Origin of the sequence: Curtobacterium sp. MCLR17_043 (assembly GCF_003224215.1) — a bacterium.
Taxonomy (GTDB): Bacteria; Actinomycetota; Actinomycetes; order Actinomycetales; family Microbacteriaceae; genus Curtobacterium; species Curtobacterium flaccumfaciens.
Genome location: NZ_QKLH01000004.1, coordinates 106,888 through 123,563 on the forward strand (window position 1 = coordinate 106,888; position 16,676 = coordinate 123,563).

Below are 16,676 nucleotides of genomic sequence, written 5' to 3' on the forward strand. Positions count from 1 at the left end.
CACACTCGGTCGGGAACCCGAGCCGACCGCGACCGCAGAGAGGACGAGACATGACCGACGTCTCCAGCCAACCGCCCGCCGAGGGCGACGACCGCCGCATCCTGACGAACCGCCAGGGCCACCCCGTCTACGACAACCAGAACCAGCGCACCGTCGGGGCCCGTGGCCCGGCGACGCTCGAGAACTACCAGTTCCTCGAGAAGATCAGCCACTTCGACCGCGAACGGATCCCGGAGCGGGTCGTGCACGCGCGCGGTGCCGTCGCCTTCGGGTACTTCGAGGCCACCGGCACGTGGGGTGACGAACCCATCGCGCAGTACACCCGCGCGAAGCTGTTCCAGGAGCCCGGCAAGCGCACCGACCTGGCGATCCGGTTCTCCACCGTGATCGGCGGCCGTGACTCCTCGGAAGCTGCCCGCGACCCGCGCGGCTTCGCCGTGAAGTTCTACACCGAGGACGGCAACTGGGACCTCGTCGGCAACAACCTCGGCGTCTTCTTCATCCGCGACGCCATCAAGTTCCCCGACGTGATCCACTCCCTCAAGCCCGACCCCGTGACCTTCCGCCAGGAGCCGGCGCGCATCTTCGACTTCATGTCGCAGACCCCCGAGTCGATGCACATGCTCGTCAACCTGTTCAGCCCGCGCGGCATCCCCGCGAACTACCGCACCCAGCAGGGTTTCGGCGTGAACACCTACAAGTGGGTGAACGCGGACGGTGACACCAAGCTCGTCAAGTACCACTGGATCCCGTCGGTGGGCGTGTCCTCGATGACCGAGGCCGACGCCGCCGCGGTGCAGGCCGGCGACCTCGGGCACGCGTCGAAGGACCTGTACGAGGCGATCGAGCGTGGTGAGTACCCCGAGTGGGAGCTCCGTGTGCAGCTCATGGACGACCACGAGCACCCGGAGCTCGACTTCGACCCGCTCGACGACACGAAGGTGTGGCCGGAGAACGAGTTCCCGCCGAAGCCCGTCGGCAAGATGGTCCTGAACCGCAACGTCACGAACCACTTCGCCGAGAACGAGCAGCTGTCCTTCGGCACCGGCGTGCTCGTCGACGGCCTGGACTTCTCCGACGACAAGATGCTCGTCGGCCGCACGTTCTCGTACTCGGACACGCAGCGCTACCGCGTCGGCCCGAACTACCTGCAGCTGCCGGTGAACGCCCCGAAGAACGGCGCCGTCGCGACCAACCAGCGCGACGGACAGATGGCGTACCACCAGGACCACGGCGGCGAGAACCCGCACGTCAACTACGAGCCGTCGATCACCGGCGGCCTGCGCGAGGCGGAGTACCCGACCCACGACGACCAGGGGCCGGAGATCGTCGGGCGTCTCACCCGCAAGCGCATCCCCCGGACGAACGACTACACCCAGGCCGGCCAGCGGTACCTGCTCCTGCAGGACTGGGAGCGCGACGACCTGGTCGCGAACTTCGTCGACCTCATCTCGCAGGCGGCCCGTCCGGTGCAGGAGCGCATGCTCTGGCACTGCTACATGGTCGAGGACGACCTGGGTCGTCTCGTGGGCGAGGGACTCGGCATCACCCTCGACGAGGTCAAGGACCTGCCCCCGCTGCAGTCCCAGACGCTCAGCGACGACGAACTCGCCCGCCTGGCGAACCTCGGTCACAACGGCTCCCGCGACGTCGAGGGCCTGATGATGACGCACTGCGTCCCCGACGAACGCGCCGTGCGCGTCTGAGACGCGACCCCACGGACGGACGGGAGGCCCGGTGCCAGCTGGCACCGGGCCTCCCGTCCGTCCGTGGCGGAGCCCGAAGCGTCCGCTCGCCACCCGGGGTCAGGCCCGTTCCGGCGCGTCCACGCGACGGCTGCGCCTCGATCAGGGGTGCGCGGAGCGGTCCACGCCGACCCTAGACTGGCCGACGTGACCGACCTCGCTCCTGACCAGTCCGCGCCGAGCACCGCCGGATCCCCCGCGTCGGCAGCCGTGCCGGTACCGCCCCTGAGCCTGCTCGCGGTGGTGGCGATCGTTCTTGCATTCGTGGCACCGATCGGCGGTGTCGTCGTCGGGTTCATCGCTCGACGCGACGTGCGACTGACCGGTGAGCGGGGTGACGGCATCGCGTTCGCGGCGATCCTGATCGGGGCGACGCTGACGTTGTTCGGGATCATCGTGCCGCTGTTCCTCGGCGGTGCGGGGTTCTTCGACCTTGACCTCCAGCTCTGAGCACCGGACGCCGGTCGCTACCCTGACCGAGTGGGGAACGATGCTGATGTCTCGACGCTGATCCGGCCGGCGACGCTCGCTGATGCGGATGCGATCGCCCACGTGCACACGGTGTCGTGGCGAGAGACCTACGGCCGGTTCGTCGACGACCCGGACACGAGCCCGTGGTTCGACGCGGGTCGCCGGGTCGACATGTGGCGGTCGACGCTCGCGAGCTCTGACGCCCGAGGAGCCGTCCGGGTCGCCCTCGACAGTTCCGGGGTCGTGGGCTTCGCCGCGGCGCAGACGACCCCCGAGCCGGATGCCGTCCGCCCCGAGGAGCTGACGACGCTCTACGTCCTGGCCCGTGCGCAAGGAACCGGCGCCGGTCAGGCACTCCTCGACACCGTGCTCGCCGATCGTCCGGCGTCGCTGTGGGTGGCAGCGGACAACCCGCGGGCGCACGCCTTCTACCGGCGGAACGGCTTCACGCCCGACGGTGCCGAGTCGGCGTTCGGACCCATCCCGCGGACAGTCCGGTTGGTTCGCTGAAGCGTCAGTCCACGGCCGGCGCGGAGATGTCCCACACGGTGGTCTCCTCGTACTGCTCGGACCAGCCGCGGCGCATCCGTGCGGCGGCACGGTCGAACGCGTCGACGACGTCGGTGTCCGGGGTCAGGAGCGCCTGCAGGCGGATGCCGTCGTAGAGGGCGAGCAGCTGCTGCGCCCCGCGGATCGGGTCCATCGTCGCCGGTTCGCGGCCGGCGCGGACGTCTTCCTGCAGCGCGGTGCGGACGGTCTCGCGGAACTGCAGGTACGCGGACCGGTAGTAGTCGGCGCCGTCCGTCGACGGGTCGGTCGAGATGGCGAGCGTCGCGGCGATCAGGCGCATGAGGGACGGGTCCTCGGCGTGCGCGGAGAGCAGCGCGTGCAGGAACGCCACCGTGCCCTTTTCACCGGCGAGCGGCAGCAGCGGTGCCGACACCGCGCGGGTCCACCGCATCACCGCGGCGGCCAACAGTGCGTGTTCGGAGGGGAAGAGCTCGAGGATCTCGGCCGGTCGCATCCCCGACCGGGCCGCGACGCCCTCGAGCGAGAAGCGTGACAGTCCCCCGTCGTGGATGACCGCGATCGCACCGTTGATCGCCCGGGTGCGCGGGACTTCCTCGTCGGCGGCGTTCTGGTTCGTCAGTGGTGCCAGCGGGTGCTTCCGGAACCAGTCCAGGAGTGCGCGAGCCCGGGAGGCCCCGAACGCAGGATCAGTCGGGCGACCCGGGCTGAACAGGTCGCTGAACCCCGGCACGTCGTGCATCAGCGGGTCGAGGGACTGGAACGCCATCGACCAGTCCGGGAACGAGCGCTGGGCGATCGGCTCGTCGAGCAGCACCCGAACGTTCGTGTGTCGCGGGTCGGCCTGGACCTGGTCGAAGCGCTCGCGGACGACGTCGTCCTCGCCCTCGATGATCCCGATGCAGTTGTCGTCGCGGTGCGCGAGCATGCCGGTGACGCCGAGCCGGGTGTTCTTCTCGCGACCGACCGCCAGGATCTGGGCGAGTTCGGAATCCGTGATCGGACGGGTCTGGGTGCTGGTGTAGACGAGCGATCGCATGGTGCTGCTTCCTGGTCGGACGGTCCCCCGGTGTGTGGGAGGCGCCGCCGTGTCGAACCCGAATCGACTCGACGGCACCTCGTGGTCACCGTAACCAGCGGCGACCACCTTCACTGCGACGCAAGACGGTCCGTGGCTCATCGGCACCCGGAGGATGCCGACCTCTGAATGGAACCATCCGGCGTCGGTCCGCGGTACCCCCACAATGGGGAACGCACGTTCTCCGGCTGTTCCTCGGGGTTCGCGTCAGTGCGCGCGGTCGCCCGACGGAGGCGTCTCGAAGATGCGCTCACCCGTCGTCGGGTCCCACCCGATGGTGCGGGGTCCCGCTGATCGCGGGCGTCGTTCGTCCCGCGGGAAGAACGGACGGGCACTGGGCAGGTAGCTGAGCACCGCGGCGACGACGACGCAGACGGCGTCGACGAGGCTCCAGTCCACGCCGTCGGTGGCGATGGCGAACACTGCGCTGCAGGCAGCCAGCCCGGCGATGATGGCGAGCCAGAGACGCGCGTTGCCGGAGCCTCGTCCCATCCGCGTCGCCAGCCACACGAACAGTGCCGACCAGGCGAGGACGAGGACGAGCCCGAGCGACGCCCCGATGATCGCGCCGCCGGCTTCGCGCATGGACACGACCATGCCGGGCGCAGCGGCCACGAGGCTGATGATGACGGACGCCCACCAGAGGGCCACGGCGACCGTGACGACCCGCGGTCGCGTGCGCGGTTCGGTGTGCTGTTCCATCAGATGCTCCCCCGTCGTTCCGCTGGATGCGGCCCGACGATCCTACGATGACGGCGAGGAACCCCGGTCTCGCTGCCTAGGGGCGGTAGTCCTCGCGACGTGGCGGGACCTGCGCCGCGTGCGAATCGGTGAACGGCTTCGCGCCCCACATCCCGCCCAGCGTCTTCGCGACCGTCGTGAGCAACCAGCCCAGTCCTCGTGCCACGGTGCTCAGGATCCTCATGGTGCCCCCTCGTCGGTCCCGACCTGCGTGGTCGCCCGTTTGCCACGCTACCGCCGACACGTACCGTTGGCACATGGACGGAACCGATCTCCCGCGCATCGGAGCACCGGCGACGAGGGCGCTCCAGGCCGCCGGAGTGCACACGCTCGCCGACGTCCGCCGTGTCGGTGTCGATCAACTCGCACGGCTGCACGGAATCGGACCGACGGCGCTCCGACGGCTCAGGGAAGCGCTCGAGGCCGAAGCGGGCCGTTGACCGACGGCCGCCTACGCGTCCTGCTGTGGAGCAGTCTTCGACGGCAACCGCGATGCCACGAGCGTCCCGACCAGCGCCACCACCGCGAAGGCCGCGAACCCGAACGGCAGCCCGATCGCGCTGCCGACACCACCGACGACGAGCGGTCCGACGGCGTCCCCGGTCTCGCGCCCGAGCTCCGCAGAGCCCATGGTCCGCCCGAGCCGGTCCGGCGGAGCCGTCCCGGCGAGGTGCGCGAACGCGACCGGCGTCAACGTCGCGACACCGGCCCCGGCGAGCAGCGCCGCGATGAAGACCGCCACCGCCGAGGGTGCGACGGCGACCACCAGGAATGCAGCGGCCACCGCGGCCGTCCCGGCCACACCCGCCACCCCGGTGCCGAGACGCCCGGCGTCGTGCAGTCGACCGGCAACGGGCTGCATGAGCGACGAGATCACGGCGAGGACGGCGACCGCGAGCGTCGACACCAGGAGCGGGATGCCGACCTCGGTGCCGAGCGCCGGGAGCATCCCGGTCAGCGCCCCGATCGCAGCGCTGCCGACGGCCAGGACGACGACCGGGATCAGGAACTGGCGGTCCGTGGCCGCTCGGACCATCACCGCGAGCGTGGCCCGCTGCCGGGGCAGTGGCACGATGGGCTCGACGGCGATCAGCACCGCCACCGCCGTCACGAGGGCCATCACGACCAGGATCCCGAAGAGCCACTGCGTGCTGCCGAACTGCACCACGAGTGCACCGATCACCGGTCCCCCGGCGTAGCCGAGACCCTTCCACGATCCGTACCGACCGAAGTACGTCCCGCGACGATGCGCCGGCACGAGTCGCGCGACCGCGGCGGACGACGCCGGCGAGAACGCGGAGGCGCCGGCACCCTGCAGCAGGCGGGCGAGCCCGAGCCAGAACGGTCCGGTCCCGAACACGCCGATGAGCGAGGCCACCGCGAACACGATGAGTCCGCCGACGATCACCGGTCGCGGCCCGATGCGGTCGGACAGTGCGCCGAAGACCGGCTTGAGGACGAGTTCGGCGACGTCGTACAGCGCGAGGAAGAGTCCGAGCCACGCGAGCGTCAGACCGAGTTCGAGGTGCTCGCCACCGACCGCCGCGGCGATGCCGTTCGCCCCGAAGGCGGTCACGAACCCCGCGGCGTACAGCGGAGCGAGCCGAGGGGGCGTGGTCGTCGACAGGGCGGTCACGTGCCAACCTTGGACGACCACGGGCCGGATCGCCAACGTCGGGCGTGTCCGACCTCCGATGACCCCGTGAGTGGGCTCGCGGCAGCGACTAGTCTCCGTGGTCATGGACGCTGCTGCGGTCGTCGTCATCACCGGTCCACCCGGCGCGGGGAAGTCGACGACGGCTCGGGCGGTGGCTGCTTCGTTCCCGCGTTCGGTGCACCTGCACACGGACGACTTCTGGCACGCGATCGTTTCCGGCTCGGTCCCGCCCTACCTGCCCGAGGCGGACGAGCAGAACCAGACGGTCATGCGGGTGATCAGCACTGCTGCTTCCGCGTACGTCGCCGGTGGGTTCGTGGTCGTCGTCGACGGCATCGTCGGACCGTGGATGCTGCACCACTTCCTGGCCCCGAGCCCGATCCGCGGCACGTCGCCGCTCCACTACGTCGTCCTCCGCCCCTCCCGCGACGAGACCCTGCGACGTGCGCGGGGCCGGACCGAGCCGGACGCACTCGTCGACGAGGCGCCGATCCTCGCGATGTGGGAGGAGTTCTCCGCCCTCCGTGCGCTCGAACACCACGTGATCGACACGACGGGACAGGCACCCTCGGAAACACTCGCCGCGGTCCGCGCCGCCGTCGAGGCAGGGACGTTCCTGCTGCAGACCGCCTCGGACGACTGAGCGGTGCAGTCACCCACGTGGCGGAGGTCGCCGCGCTCGTGGGCGACCGCATCGCCGACTCGGTCGATGTCGTCCCGCCGTTCGTCCGCGAGTTCGATGTCCTCTACGCCTGTGCGGACGACTGGCACGGTGGGAACCCAGCACCCGGGATTCGACGGGTGGTCGGGGAGCTCGACCGGGCCGGTGCCATCCGCCGCTGCGCGCTCCGGCGGTCGCCGCGTCGGGGGACTTCCACGTCCGTTGGGCACTCCGGCACGGCGTGAAGCCGTCGCAGTCGGACCGCGAGACGGCGACGTGGGAGGTGGCGGACGCCGACCGGTTCGACCAGACGGTCCTCGTCTTCGCACGGCATGGCGACCGTCAGCTCTCCGACGATGTCCGTGCTGCGGTTGCCCGGTTCGCCGTCCCGTCGTCGTCAGCCTGCGACCAGGGCTAGCCGAGGGCGGCGGTGCAGCTCACCCGCGCATGGTCGCTGGTGACCGCCCTTCACGGCGCACCAGAACCGTGCCGCATACGCTTGCACCCGTGCTCTCCACCACGAGGAACCTGACGGTTCGCGACCTGCTGCAGTTCCACGAACCGGCGGTCGCCGACTGGGTGGAGACCTGCACCGAGGAGGTCGTCCGCGTCTGCGACGTCGCCGACTTCCTCAGCCTGTTGGGTCCGACGACGGGGTCGGGTGCTTCGCTGATGCTCTCGAAGTGCGTCGCCCTCGCCGCTGTCGACGTGCACGACGGCGCTCCACGGGACCTCGTTCGAGCGAGGCGCGATCTGAAGGCCGTCATCCCCCAGCTCGACGAGGACAGCCCTGGCACGGACTGGGCGATCCAGCAACTGCGCCCGCACTACTTCGCCGTCGGCGACGACGCCATCGACCACTGGGCCGAGGACCCCGACCGGGCCCGAGCCCGGCGGGACTCCTCCGCCGCAGGGTACGCGCGGCGGGGTGGCGTGAGCGGTGACGCGCTCACGGGTGGTGGCTGACCCGAAAGCAGACGAACCACCCGTGTGCAGGACATCCCGAACACGGCGCGAGCGCTGCCGGCGAGCAGACCGGAACGAAGAAAGCCCCCGACCGGACCTGGTGGTCCTGCCGGGGGCCCGTGGTGGTGGGCGGTACTGGGATCGAACCAGTGACCTCTTCCGTGTCAGGGAAGCGCGCTCCCGCTGCGCCGATTGCCCAGGTCCCTGCGTGGACCGGAGTCCATCAAGGTCTTGGAGGGTGGATCTGGAGGTGGGGACGGGATTCGAACCCGCGTGGACGGCTCCGCAGGCCGCCGCCTGGCCTCTCGGCCACCCCACCATCGAGGTTCACGTCTCCGTGAGTACCCGAACGGTGGGATACCGTCTGGCGAGTCGCGGGCCTTCGAACGGTCGGTGCGTGTCGGTGCGTGCGCCGCCGACGACGACCGATCTGGTCAGTGCGTCCGGTGACCGTCCGTGCCGTACATCTCACGTCGCAGGCGGGTGAACCGTCCCTGGTTGCTGAACCCCCACTTCGCCGCGACGTCCTTGATCAGCTTCGACTCATCGTCGAGGAGCTCCCGGTGCGCCTCGGCGAGCCGGGCGCGGCGCAGGTAGGTCATCGGCGTCATGTCGAGTTGCCGACGGAAGGTCGAATGGAGTCCGCGGGAAGACACCCGTGCCGCCGCCGCCACGTCCTCGAGGGTGATCGGGTCGCTCAGGTGCGAGTCCATGTACGCGGCGGCCCGCCGGACCGTTGCCGCCCCCGCCCCGGTGCCGGCCAAGACCCGCGTGACGGTCTCGAACGGCAGTGCCCAGGTCGCGACGCTGAGCAGGTAGTCGAACGCGGCGGTGCGGACCAGCTCGTTCCGGAACGCAGAGTCCACCCGGACGACGTTCTGGTGGACGTGGGAGACCGCCTGTGCCCAGACGTCGGCACGTTCCGGGATCGGCCGGTGGCCGTGGAGCCGGAGGACGCCGGTGTCGGCTCCCTCGGCACGGACGGCGTGCTGGAGGAGCGAGGACTCCGGCATGTTGACGACGAGCAGCTCCGAACCGTCGTACTCGGCGACGGTCTCCTCCTGACCGAAGAGCACGCCGCCGACCTCTCCGCCGTCACCGTGCTCGGTCCGGAGTCCGCCGCCGAGTCGGGTGGCCGAGGTGAAGACCCCCGCCGGCTCGACGGTCACCTGCGCGTGGAAGCCCATCGAGAGGCGCGCGATGCTCAGTCGGTCGTCGCCACGGATGTCTGCGCGGAACCGCACCCGACCACGCGGCGGCTCGAGGCGCACCTTCGGGTACATCTCCCCGAGTACTTCACTGACCGCGTCGAAGTCGACGGTGTCCTGCTGCAGCATCATCACGGTCATGCGGTGGTCGTTCTCCCAACAGCCTGCTCGGCTCCGAACGTCCCCACGCTAGCCCACAGCCGCTGGCACGATCCACGAACGACGAAGCCCCCGACCGGACCTGGTGGTCCTGCCGGGGGCTTCGTGGTGGTGGGCGATACTGGGATCGAACCAGTGACCTCTTCCGTGTCAGGGAAGCGCGCTACCGCTGCGCCAATCGCCCAAGTCCCTGCGTGGACCGGAGTCCATCAAGGTCTTGGAGGGTGGATCTGGAGGTGGGGACGGGATTCGAACCCGCGTGGACGGCTTTGCAGGCCGCTGCCTAGCCTCTCGGCCACCCCACCATCGAGGTTCACGTCTCCGTGAGTACCCGAACGGTGGGATACCCTCTGGTGAGTCGCGGGCCTTCGAGAAGACCCACACTCGAGCGGATGACGAGATTCGAACTCGCGACCCTCACCTTGGCAAGGTGATGCGCTACCACTGCGCCACATCCGCACTTGTCGTTCCGCTGTCGCGGCGACGACGTAAACTCTATACGCACCGGGGCACTTCCACCAAAATCCTCCCCGTTCACCGGGCGTGTCCCCCGAGTTCATGCGGATCGGGGCGGTTCGACACCCCCTCTGGGCAGCGCGCCACACCCGGGCCGCGCGATGTGTTCGATGCACCGCCGGACTTCCGCTAGTATCGATCCGCACGAACAGTGCAGGGGGCGATTGGCGCAGTTGGTAGCGCGCTTCGTTCACACCGAAGAGGTCATCAGTTCGAGTCTGGTATCGCCCACACAGCAACACGAACACCACCGACAAGAGCCCGACGCAGCAGCGTCGGGCTCTTGTCATCTCATCAGGCCGCAGCACGCGGGCCAGACCACCAGCACGATCGGACGAAGGGGCGCATGACCGACGTCGACCTCGAGTTCGCCCGGGTCCGAGCGGTCCTCGACCGTCCGACCCTGCGGCTCATGTCCCGGCCGACCAGCGCCACGGTCCTCGCCGTGTTCCGCACGGTCTTCGACCGCGACGTGCAGTACGTCCCTGCCGACCGCATGCACCTGCAGGTGGAGGAGCACGTCGCGCGCCTGCAGGCGGCGGGTGCCCGCGTGCCCGCCAGCGACCAGGCGGTGCCGGCAGTCGGCGAGCCGACCGAGGGCGCGCAGGAGGCCCGCCCGAACGGCCGCGCGCTGTGTCGCGAGTGGGTCGGCGCCCAGTGGCTCGTCCGTTCGAACTCCCCCGACGGCGACGAGCAGTACTCCCTGACCAGCCACGCCCTCGAGGCGCTGAGCCTCGTCGACGCCCTGTCGGCCGACCGCGCCCTGATCAGCGAGAGCCGGCTGGCGATGATCGTGGACGCGGTGCGCCGGTGGGCGGCCCGGGCCGAACCCGACCCCGACGTGCAGATCCGCCGGATCGACGCCCAGATCGCCGAGCTGCAGGCCGAACGGGAGCGCCTGGAGCACGGCGACGACGTCGTGGCCGTCGACGACGACCGGATGCGCGACGGGTACACGAACATCTCCGACCTGATCCGGCAGCTGCCGAGCGACTTCAAGCGCGTGGAAGAAGCGGTCGCGACGATGCACCGCTCGATCGTCGAGGACTTCCGGCAAGAGGTCCGCCCGATCGGCGAGATCCTCGACGACTACCTGGCGCGCACGGACAACCTGATGGAAGCGACGCCCGAGGGCCGTGCCTTCGAGGGCGCCTTCGAGCTCCTCCGCGACGACGCCCTGCTCCTGCGGCTCCGCGACGACATCGCGACGATCCTGGCGCACCCGTTCGCGCAGGGCCTCGGAGCCGGCGAGCGTCGGGCCTTCCGCAACACCGTGACGATCCTGCGCCAGGGCATCGAGGACGTCCTCGCCCAGCGCCGTCAGCTCACCGCCACGCTCCGCGACCAGATCGTCGCCCACGACGTGGTGCGCGACCGCGAGCTCGACGCGGTGCTCCGCTCGGTCAACCGCGGCCTCGCCACCCTGATGGACCAGGGCGGCGCACGCGACCGGATCCCGCTGCCGCTCCTGCCGGCGGCCGCCGAGGTCGGCACGCTGCGCGAGCGCTTCTACGACCCGGACGCCGAGTCCGTGCCGCCGCCCATCGAGGAACCCGACGACGACGTCTTCGAGGACCTCGACGTCGAGATGCTCCGCAAGCACGGTGGGCCGCTCCTGACCGAGCTGCGCGCGGCACTCCGCTTCGCCGAGGCCGACTCCAGCGTCGACGCGTTCCACGGGCTGCCGCCCGAGCAGCGCCGACCGGTCGAGCTCTTCGGCCTCGCGCACCTGCTGACGGGGCGCGACGACTTCGAGTCGGCCGCGCACGTCGCCGAGCACCGCACGGTCCGCCCCGACGGCACCGCGATCACCTTCCACATGCCCACCGCTGCGCTCGACGACGAGCGAACTCCGGTCGGCGACGCACACGACGAGAACGCACAGGAGGCACGGTGAGCGACACGACGCCGGCACCGGTCGACGACACGGTCCCCTACGACGACCCCGCATCCGTGATGCAGGACGACGAGCGTGACGAGTCCAGCTTCGCCCTCTTCGAGGGCGACGAGGGCCGGCTCGACGAGCACCAGCGACGCGCCCTGGTGGCACTGCTGCGGCACTCGTACGTCAGCTCCCGCACGCACCCCGACGAGTGGCGTGCGGTCCTCGACGCCGAGTACCAGCTGCGGTCCCGCCTGAACGACCTGTTCCTCGAGTTGCACGTCGACCGTGACCGCGAGGTCGCGTGGAAGCGCCAGGCTCGGTCGGAGAGCCAGCGCCGCACGTTCCCGACCCTGCTCCGCGACCTGCCGTACACCCGCGAGGAGACGATCGTCCTCGTCTACCTGCGGATGCGCCTGCGCGCCGACGCCCGACCGGGCCCGGACCAGGTCGTCGTGGACCGCTCCGAGATCCTCGGCCACGTGGCGGGCTTCCGTCCGGCGACCGCGACCGACCGCACCCGCGACGAGGGCCGGGTCGCCAAGGCCATAGAGCGTCTCGTGACCGCACGCATCCTGATCCGCACCTCCGACCCCGACCGCTTCCGGGTGGCGAGCGTCGTCGAGGTGCTGCTCCCCCTGGAGCGCCTGCTCGAACTGGACGCCTGGTTGCGGACCACCACCGCGCAGGGTGAGGCGACCACGTCGGGCGGCGAGCCGACCGACGGGGACGACCCGGGCCTCCCGGCAGACGGCGAAGCCGACATCGACGACGAAGGCGAGACGGAAGCGTGACCGACACGTTCGAGATCCCGGCACTCTTCGACACGGTGGCGCAGTGGCGCGCCGAGTCGATGCAGGTCGTCAACTGGGGTGGGTTCCACGGCCACCGGCAGGTCGAGCTGTCCGGCACGGCGACGCTCATCTCCGGCGCATCGGGTACCGGCAAGTCCACGCTGATGGACGCCTACCTGGCCGTGATGATGCCGTCCGACGTGCCGTTCAACGGCGCCTCGAACGACGCCACCACCGGCCGCGCCCGCAGCGCCGACCAGCGCAACCTGCTCACGTACCTGCGCGGCAAGGTCGACACCCGGCGCGACCCGGAGACCGGCAGCCTGCGCGACGTGAACCTGCGCGGCGACGACCAGACCACCTGGGGCGCTGCGGCGGTCACGTTCCGGAACGACGACGAGCGGCGCTTCACGGTGCTGCGTGCGTACATCGTGCCGAAGCGCGCCCGCGGGGTCGGCGACATCCAGATGACCATGGCGACGGTCGACGACACCTTCGACCTGCGCCGACTCGAGGAGTTCGTGCCGTCGCGGTTCCACCACCTCGAGCTGACCGGCCGCGTGCCGGGGCTCGTCATCCGCGACACCTACCAGGAGCTCGCGTACACGCTGCAGACGCGGCTGGGCATCGGTGACTCCGGCGGCGGCAACCGGGCGATGCGCCTGCTCGCCCGGATCCAGGCCGGCCAGCACCTGCCGACCGTCGACGCGCTGTACAAGTCGCTCGTGCTCGAGACCCCCGGCACGTACGAGGCGGCCGACCGGGCCCTCGCGCACTTCTCCGCCCTCGACGAGGCGTACGAGGCGATGGACACCGAGGAGCGCAAGGTCCGCATCCTCTCCCCCATCACCGACCTGCACGACGAGATCTCGCGCGCGACCGAAGCCGCAGCAGCCCTGGACGGCATCGCGACCGGCGCCGAGGTGTCGCCGTTCGCGCACTGGACGGCCTCGCGGAAGCGCGACCTGCTCGACGCCGAGGTCTCGCGCAACGCCCGCGAACGCACGGCATCGCGCGCCGAGGTCGCCGCGGCCGAGGCCCGGCACGCCGCCGTGGAGATCGAGCTGCGCGACGCCGAGGCCCGGCTCCGCGACCAGGGCGGCAACGCGCTCGCCCAGCTCGAGGACCGCATCGAACGGCTCACCCGTGAGCGCGACGCCGTGGTCCGCACCCGCGCCACCTTCGACGAGCGCACCGCGGTGCTCGGGGTCCCGGTCTCCTCGGAGCAGGACTTCATCGGGATCCAGCGTGCCGCGCACGAGTTCCTCGGTTCGTACGCCGACGCGCGCACCGCCCTCGACGAACGCCGCGACGCCCTGACCCGAGAGGAGTACCCGCTCCTCGACCGCGAGCGGTCCCTGCGGCAGGAGCGCCAGTCGCTCGAGCACCGGCAGGGCGCCATGCCGCTGCCGATGCACGACGCCCGGCTCGCGATGGCCCGCGCCGCCGGCATCGACCCGGCCGAGCTGCCCTTCGTGGCGGAACTGCTCGACGTGCTGCCCGGCGAGGAGCGCTGGCGCACGGCCATCGAGTCCGTCCTGGCCCCCGTCGCCCGCACGCTGCTCGTCGACCAGGACCGCCTCGGCGACTTCAGCGAGGCGATCGACGCACTGCGCCTGCCCGTCCGCGTGCAGTTCGAGGGTGTGCCGACCGGCCCGCACCTGGACCTCGACGGCGACCCGGCGATGGTCTCCGGCAAGCTCGCCATCAAGCCGTCGCCGTTCAGCACCTGGGTGCGCGAGCGGATCGAGTCCGACCGCACCGACGCCCGCTGTGTCGCCTCGGCGTCGGACCTCGGCGGTGGTGGCCGCCGGGTCACCGAGTCCGGGCAGCTGCGCGACGGCCGTCGTGGCGCGCACGGTGACCGCCGCCAGTCGAACGTCATCGGCTTCACGAACGAGGCCCGCGTCGCCGCGGTCGAGCAGGAGCTCGCCTCGATCGCGCAGGACCTCGCCACGCTCGAGGCCCGCCGCACCGACGTCGCGCAGGACCTCACCGCGCTCGACGTGCTCCGCGCCGCGCACCAGCACGTGGTCGACGCCACGTGGGCCGCGATCGACGTCGACGGGCTCGGGACCTCCCTCGCCCGGCTCGACGAGGAACGGCAGGCGCTGCTCGCCGCCGACGACGGCCTCCGGACGCTGCGGGCCTCGGTCGCCCGGCTCCGGAAGTCCCTCGACGAGGCCGCCGACCGTCGCTCCGCCGCACGGCTGTCCGTCCAGCGGCTGGAGGAGCGCCACGCGGTGCTCGTCGACGGCCAGGACGCCGCCGCCGAGATCCTGGAGCGCTTCGAGTCCTCGCCCGGTTCGCTGCCGGACGACCAGCAGTCCCGTCTGCTCGAGGAGACCTTCGAGGAGATCGGCGCCCCGGACGGCGTCGACGGGTTCGACGACGCCACGCGACGGCTGAAGCGCCGGCTCGAGGAGCGGCTCGCGCAGGCGCTCGACGGTGCCGCGGCGGCCTCGACCTCGTTGACGCTGACGTTCCAGCGGTACCAGGACGCCTGGCCCGACCCGAACCTCGGCACCGGCGTCGCGTCGTACCCGGACTATCACGCGATCCTCGACCAGATCGTGGCGACCGGCCTGCACGCGCGTCGGAGCGAGTGGCGTCGACGGCTGTCGCAGTGGAGCGGCGAGGACCTCGTCCCGCTCGCCGGCGCCTTCGACCGCGCCGTCGTCGAGATCGAGGAGCGCCTCGAGCCGGTCAACGAGATCCTGCGGGAGCTGCCGTTCGGCGCGAACCGGGACCGCCTGAAGATCCAGATCCGCCGGGTCACCCGCGAGGACGTCACCGCCTTCCGTCGGGAGCTCCGCGCGCTGTCCGCCTCGGTCGACACCGAGCTGACCGACGACGTGCTCGAGACCCGGTTCCGGCGGCTCCGGCGCTTCATGGCGGTCATCCGGCCCGACCCCGACGCCGCCCGCGGCCGCACCACCCAGCGCGACGCGGTGCTCGACGTCCGCCGGCACATGGAGATCACAGCGGTCCGGTACGACACCGACGGCAACGACCTCGGCGTGTACTCGTCGCTCGGCGACAAGTCCGGTGGTGAGACGCAGGAGCTCGTGGCGTTCATCGTCGGCGCCGCGCTGCGCTACCAGCTCGGCGACGAGACCCGTCCTCGGCCCCGGTTCGCGCCGGTGTTCCTCGACGAGGCGTTCATCAAGGCGGACTCGGAGTTCGCCGGCCGTGCCGTCACCGCGTGGCTCCGGCTCGGCTTCCAGCTCGTCGTGAGTGCGCCGCTCGACAAGGTCACGGCGCTCGAACCGTCGATGGAGCGGCTCCTGTCGATGCGCAAGCACCCCGAGACGGGCCACTCGTCCATCACCGAGATCGCCCGGGTGGAGGCGGCCGCCGTCTGACGCGGGCCGGGTCTGGTCCCGCGTGTCGGGCTGGTCAAGACACCCCGCTCAGGTCCGCCGAGGGGTCACGAACCGTCGGATAGCGGCGGCGCAGCCGACAGTTCGTGACCACTCGACGCGCGGCAGGCGGGGTGTCCTGACCACCCGGCCCGCGCTCTGGTCGCGACCGACAGCAGCCTGGAGGCGCGGTGCGGGCCCGCCACGGGCCTCCCGGCCGTCGTCCCGCCGGTCGCAACACCCCGCTCACCTTCGCCGAGGGGTCACGAACCGTCGGGTGGCGGCAGCGCAGCCGACAGTTCGTGACCACTCGACGCGCGGCAGGCGGGGTGTCCTGACCACCCGGCCCGCGCTCTGGTCGCGACCGACAGCAGCCTGGAGGCGCGGTGCGGGCCCGCCACGGGCCTCCCGGCCGTCGTCCCGCCGGTCGCAACACCCCGCTCACCTTCGCCGAGGGGTCACGAACTGTCGGGTGGCGGCGCCGCAGCCGACAGTTCGCGACCACTCGACGCGCAGCAGGCGGGGTGTCCTGACCACCCGGCCCGCGCTCTGGTCGCGACCGACAGCAGCCTGGAGGCGCGGTGCGGGCCCGCCACGGGCCTCCCGGCCGTCGTCCCGCCGGTCGCAACACCCCGCTCACCTTCGCCGAGGGGTCACGAACTGTCGGGTGGCGGCGGCGCAGCCGACAGTTCGTGACCACTCGACGCGCGGCAGGCGGGGTGTCCTGACCACCCGGCCCGCGCTCTGGTCGCGACCGACAGCGGCCTGGAGGCGCGCCACGGGCCCGCCACGGGCCTCCCGGCCGTCGTCCCGCCGGTCGCAACACCCCGCTCAGGTTCGCCGAGGGGTCACGACGCGTCGCCTGGCGGCGCCGCAGCCGACAGTTCGTGACCACTCGACGCGCCGCA

General features: G+C 71.2%; 14 protein-coding genes and 6 tRNA genes. 10 read left to right on the forward strand and 10 right to left on the reverse strand.

The features are described 5' to 3' along the window. The first annotated feature begins 50 nt into the window (after positions 1 to 50). The 3 genes from DEJ03_RS05300 (at position 51) to DEJ03_RS05310 (ending at position 2,726) form a co-directional block, all read left to right on the forward strand. Complete coding sequence (locus tag DEJ03_RS05300; RefSeq protein ID WP_110863791.1) at positions 51 to 1,706, forward strand: catalase; 1,656 nt, start codon at positions 51 to 53, stop codon at positions 1,704 to 1,706. Between the two features lie 186 nt (positions 1,707 to 1,892). Continuing rightward, on the forward strand, positions 1,893 to 2,195 hold the full coding sequence (locus DEJ03_RS05305; protein WP_110863792.1) for a DUF4190 domain-containing protein: 303 nt from the start codon (positions 1,893 to 1,895) through the stop codon (positions 2,193 to 2,195). A gap of 30 nt (positions 2,196 to 2,225) precedes the next feature. Continuing rightward, positions 2,226 to 2,726, forward strand: coding sequence for a GNAT family N-acetyltransferase (locus DEJ03_RS05310; protein ID WP_110863793.1), 501 nt, complete (start codon positions 2,226 to 2,228; stop codon positions 2,724 to 2,726). A gap of 4 nt (positions 2,727 to 2,730) precedes the next feature. Here DEJ03_RS05310 and DEJ03_RS05315 read toward each other — a convergent pair whose 3' ends face one another. From DEJ03_RS05315 to DEJ03_RS18210, 3 genes are all read right to left on the reverse strand, one after another. After that, positions 2,731 to 3,783: a BLUF domain-containing protein gene (locus tag DEJ03_RS05315; protein WP_181422610.1), complete on the reverse strand. Its 1,053-nt coding sequence runs from the start codon at positions 3,781 to 3,783 to the stop codon at positions 2,731 to 2,733. A 246-nt stretch (positions 3,784 to 4,029) separates the two neighbouring features. Next, positions 4,030 to 4,524 carry a hypothetical protein gene (locus tag DEJ03_RS05320; RefSeq protein WP_110863795.1) on the reverse strand — a complete coding sequence of 165 codons (495 nt, stop codon included), beginning with the start codon at positions 4,522 to 4,524 and terminating at the stop codon, positions 4,030 to 4,032. A gap of 76 nt (positions 4,525 to 4,600) precedes the next feature. Beyond that, positions 4,601 to 4,729, reverse strand: coding sequence for a hypothetical protein (locus DEJ03_RS18210; RefSeq protein WP_258370562.1), 129 nt, complete (start codon positions 4,727 to 4,729; stop codon positions 4,601 to 4,603). 91 nt (positions 4,730 to 4,820) lie between these two features. Between DEJ03_RS18210 and DEJ03_RS05325 the strand changes: the two genes are divergently transcribed. Then, positions 4,821 to 5,003 carry a helix-hairpin-helix domain-containing protein gene (locus tag DEJ03_RS05325; protein ID WP_110863796.1) on the forward strand — a complete coding sequence of 61 codons (183 nt, stop codon included), beginning with the start codon at positions 4,821 to 4,823 and terminating at the stop codon, positions 5,001 to 5,003. Positions 5,004 to 5,014: 11 nt separating this feature from the next. Here DEJ03_RS05325 and DEJ03_RS05330 read toward each other — a convergent pair whose 3' ends face one another. Further along, complete coding sequence (locus DEJ03_RS05330) at positions 5,015 to 6,199, reverse strand: MFS transporter (protein ID WP_258370563.1); 1,185 nt, start codon at positions 6,197 to 6,199, stop codon at positions 5,015 to 5,017. A gap of 103 nt (positions 6,200 to 6,302) precedes the next feature. Here DEJ03_RS05330 and DEJ03_RS05335 point away from each other — a divergent pair, with 103 nt between their 5' ends. Then, positions 6,303 to 6,863, forward strand: a complete 561-nt coding sequence (locus DEJ03_RS05335) for an AAA family ATPase (protein WP_110863798.1) — start codon at positions 6,303 to 6,305, stop codon at positions 6,861 to 6,863. Between the two features lie 525 nt (positions 6,864 to 7,388). Beyond that, the gene (locus tag DEJ03_RS05345) at positions 7,389 to 7,847 is read left to right on the forward strand and encodes a hypothetical protein (protein WP_110863800.1); all 459 of its coding nucleotides are present in this window, start codon (positions 7,389 to 7,391) and stop codon (positions 7,845 to 7,847) included. Positions 7,848 to 7,970: 123 nt separating this feature from the next. On the opposite strand, the gene DEJ03_RS05350 is transcribed toward DEJ03_RS05345, so the two are convergent. The 6 genes from DEJ03_RS05350 to DEJ03_RS05375 all read right to left on the reverse strand — a co-directional run bounded on the left by DEJ03_RS05350 (position 7,971) and on the right by DEJ03_RS05375 (position 9,673). Continuing rightward, positions 7,971 to 8,045 (reverse strand) — tRNA-Val (locus tag DEJ03_RS05350). A 47-nt stretch (positions 8,046 to 8,092) separates the two neighbouring features. Beyond that, positions 8,093 to 8,166, reverse strand: a tRNA-Arg gene (locus DEJ03_RS05355). Positions 8,167 to 8,281: 115 nt separating this feature from the next. Further along, positions 8,282 to 9,196 carry a helix-turn-helix transcriptional regulator gene (locus DEJ03_RS05360; protein ID WP_110863801.1) on the reverse strand — a complete coding sequence of 305 codons (915 nt, stop codon included), beginning with the start codon at positions 9,194 to 9,196 and terminating at the stop codon, positions 8,282 to 8,284. A gap of 127 nt (positions 9,197 to 9,323) precedes the next feature. After that, positions 9,324 to 9,398 (reverse strand) — tRNA-Val (locus DEJ03_RS05365). Between the two features lie 47 nt (positions 9,399 to 9,445). Then, positions 9,446 to 9,519 (reverse strand) — tRNA-Cys (locus DEJ03_RS05370). An 82-nt stretch (positions 9,520 to 9,601) separates the two neighbouring features. After that, a tRNA-Gly gene (locus DEJ03_RS05375) sits at positions 9,602 to 9,673 on the reverse strand. Positions 9,674 to 9,888: 215 nt separating this feature from the next. On the opposite strand from DEJ03_RS05375, the gene DEJ03_RS05380 reads away from it, so the two are divergent. The 4 genes from DEJ03_RS05380 (at position 9,889) to DEJ03_RS05395 (ending at position 15,771) form a co-directional block, all read left to right on the forward strand. Beyond that, positions 9,889 to 9,961, forward strand: a tRNA-Val gene (locus tag DEJ03_RS05380). 115 nt (positions 9,962 to 10,076) lie between these two features. Then, positions 10,077 to 11,627 carry a DUF3375 family protein gene (locus DEJ03_RS05385; protein WP_110863802.1) on the forward strand — a complete coding sequence of 517 codons (1,551 nt, stop codon included), beginning with the start codon at positions 10,077 to 10,079 and terminating at the stop codon, positions 11,625 to 11,627. Then, positions 11,624 to 12,406, forward strand: a complete 783-nt coding sequence (locus DEJ03_RS05390; protein WP_110863803.1) for a DUF4194 domain-containing protein — start codon at positions 11,624 to 11,626, stop codon at positions 12,404 to 12,406. Before DEJ03_RS05385 ends, DEJ03_RS05390 begins: the two co-directional genes overlap by 4 nt. Continuing rightward, positions 12,403 to 15,771: an ATP-binding protein gene (locus DEJ03_RS05395; RefSeq protein WP_110863804.1), complete on the forward strand. Its 3,369-nt coding sequence runs from the start codon at positions 12,403 to 12,405 to the stop codon at positions 15,769 to 15,771. The genes DEJ03_RS05390 and DEJ03_RS05395 overlap by 4 nt, the downstream gene beginning before the upstream one ends. Positions 15,772 to 16,676 lie beyond the last annotated feature (905 nt).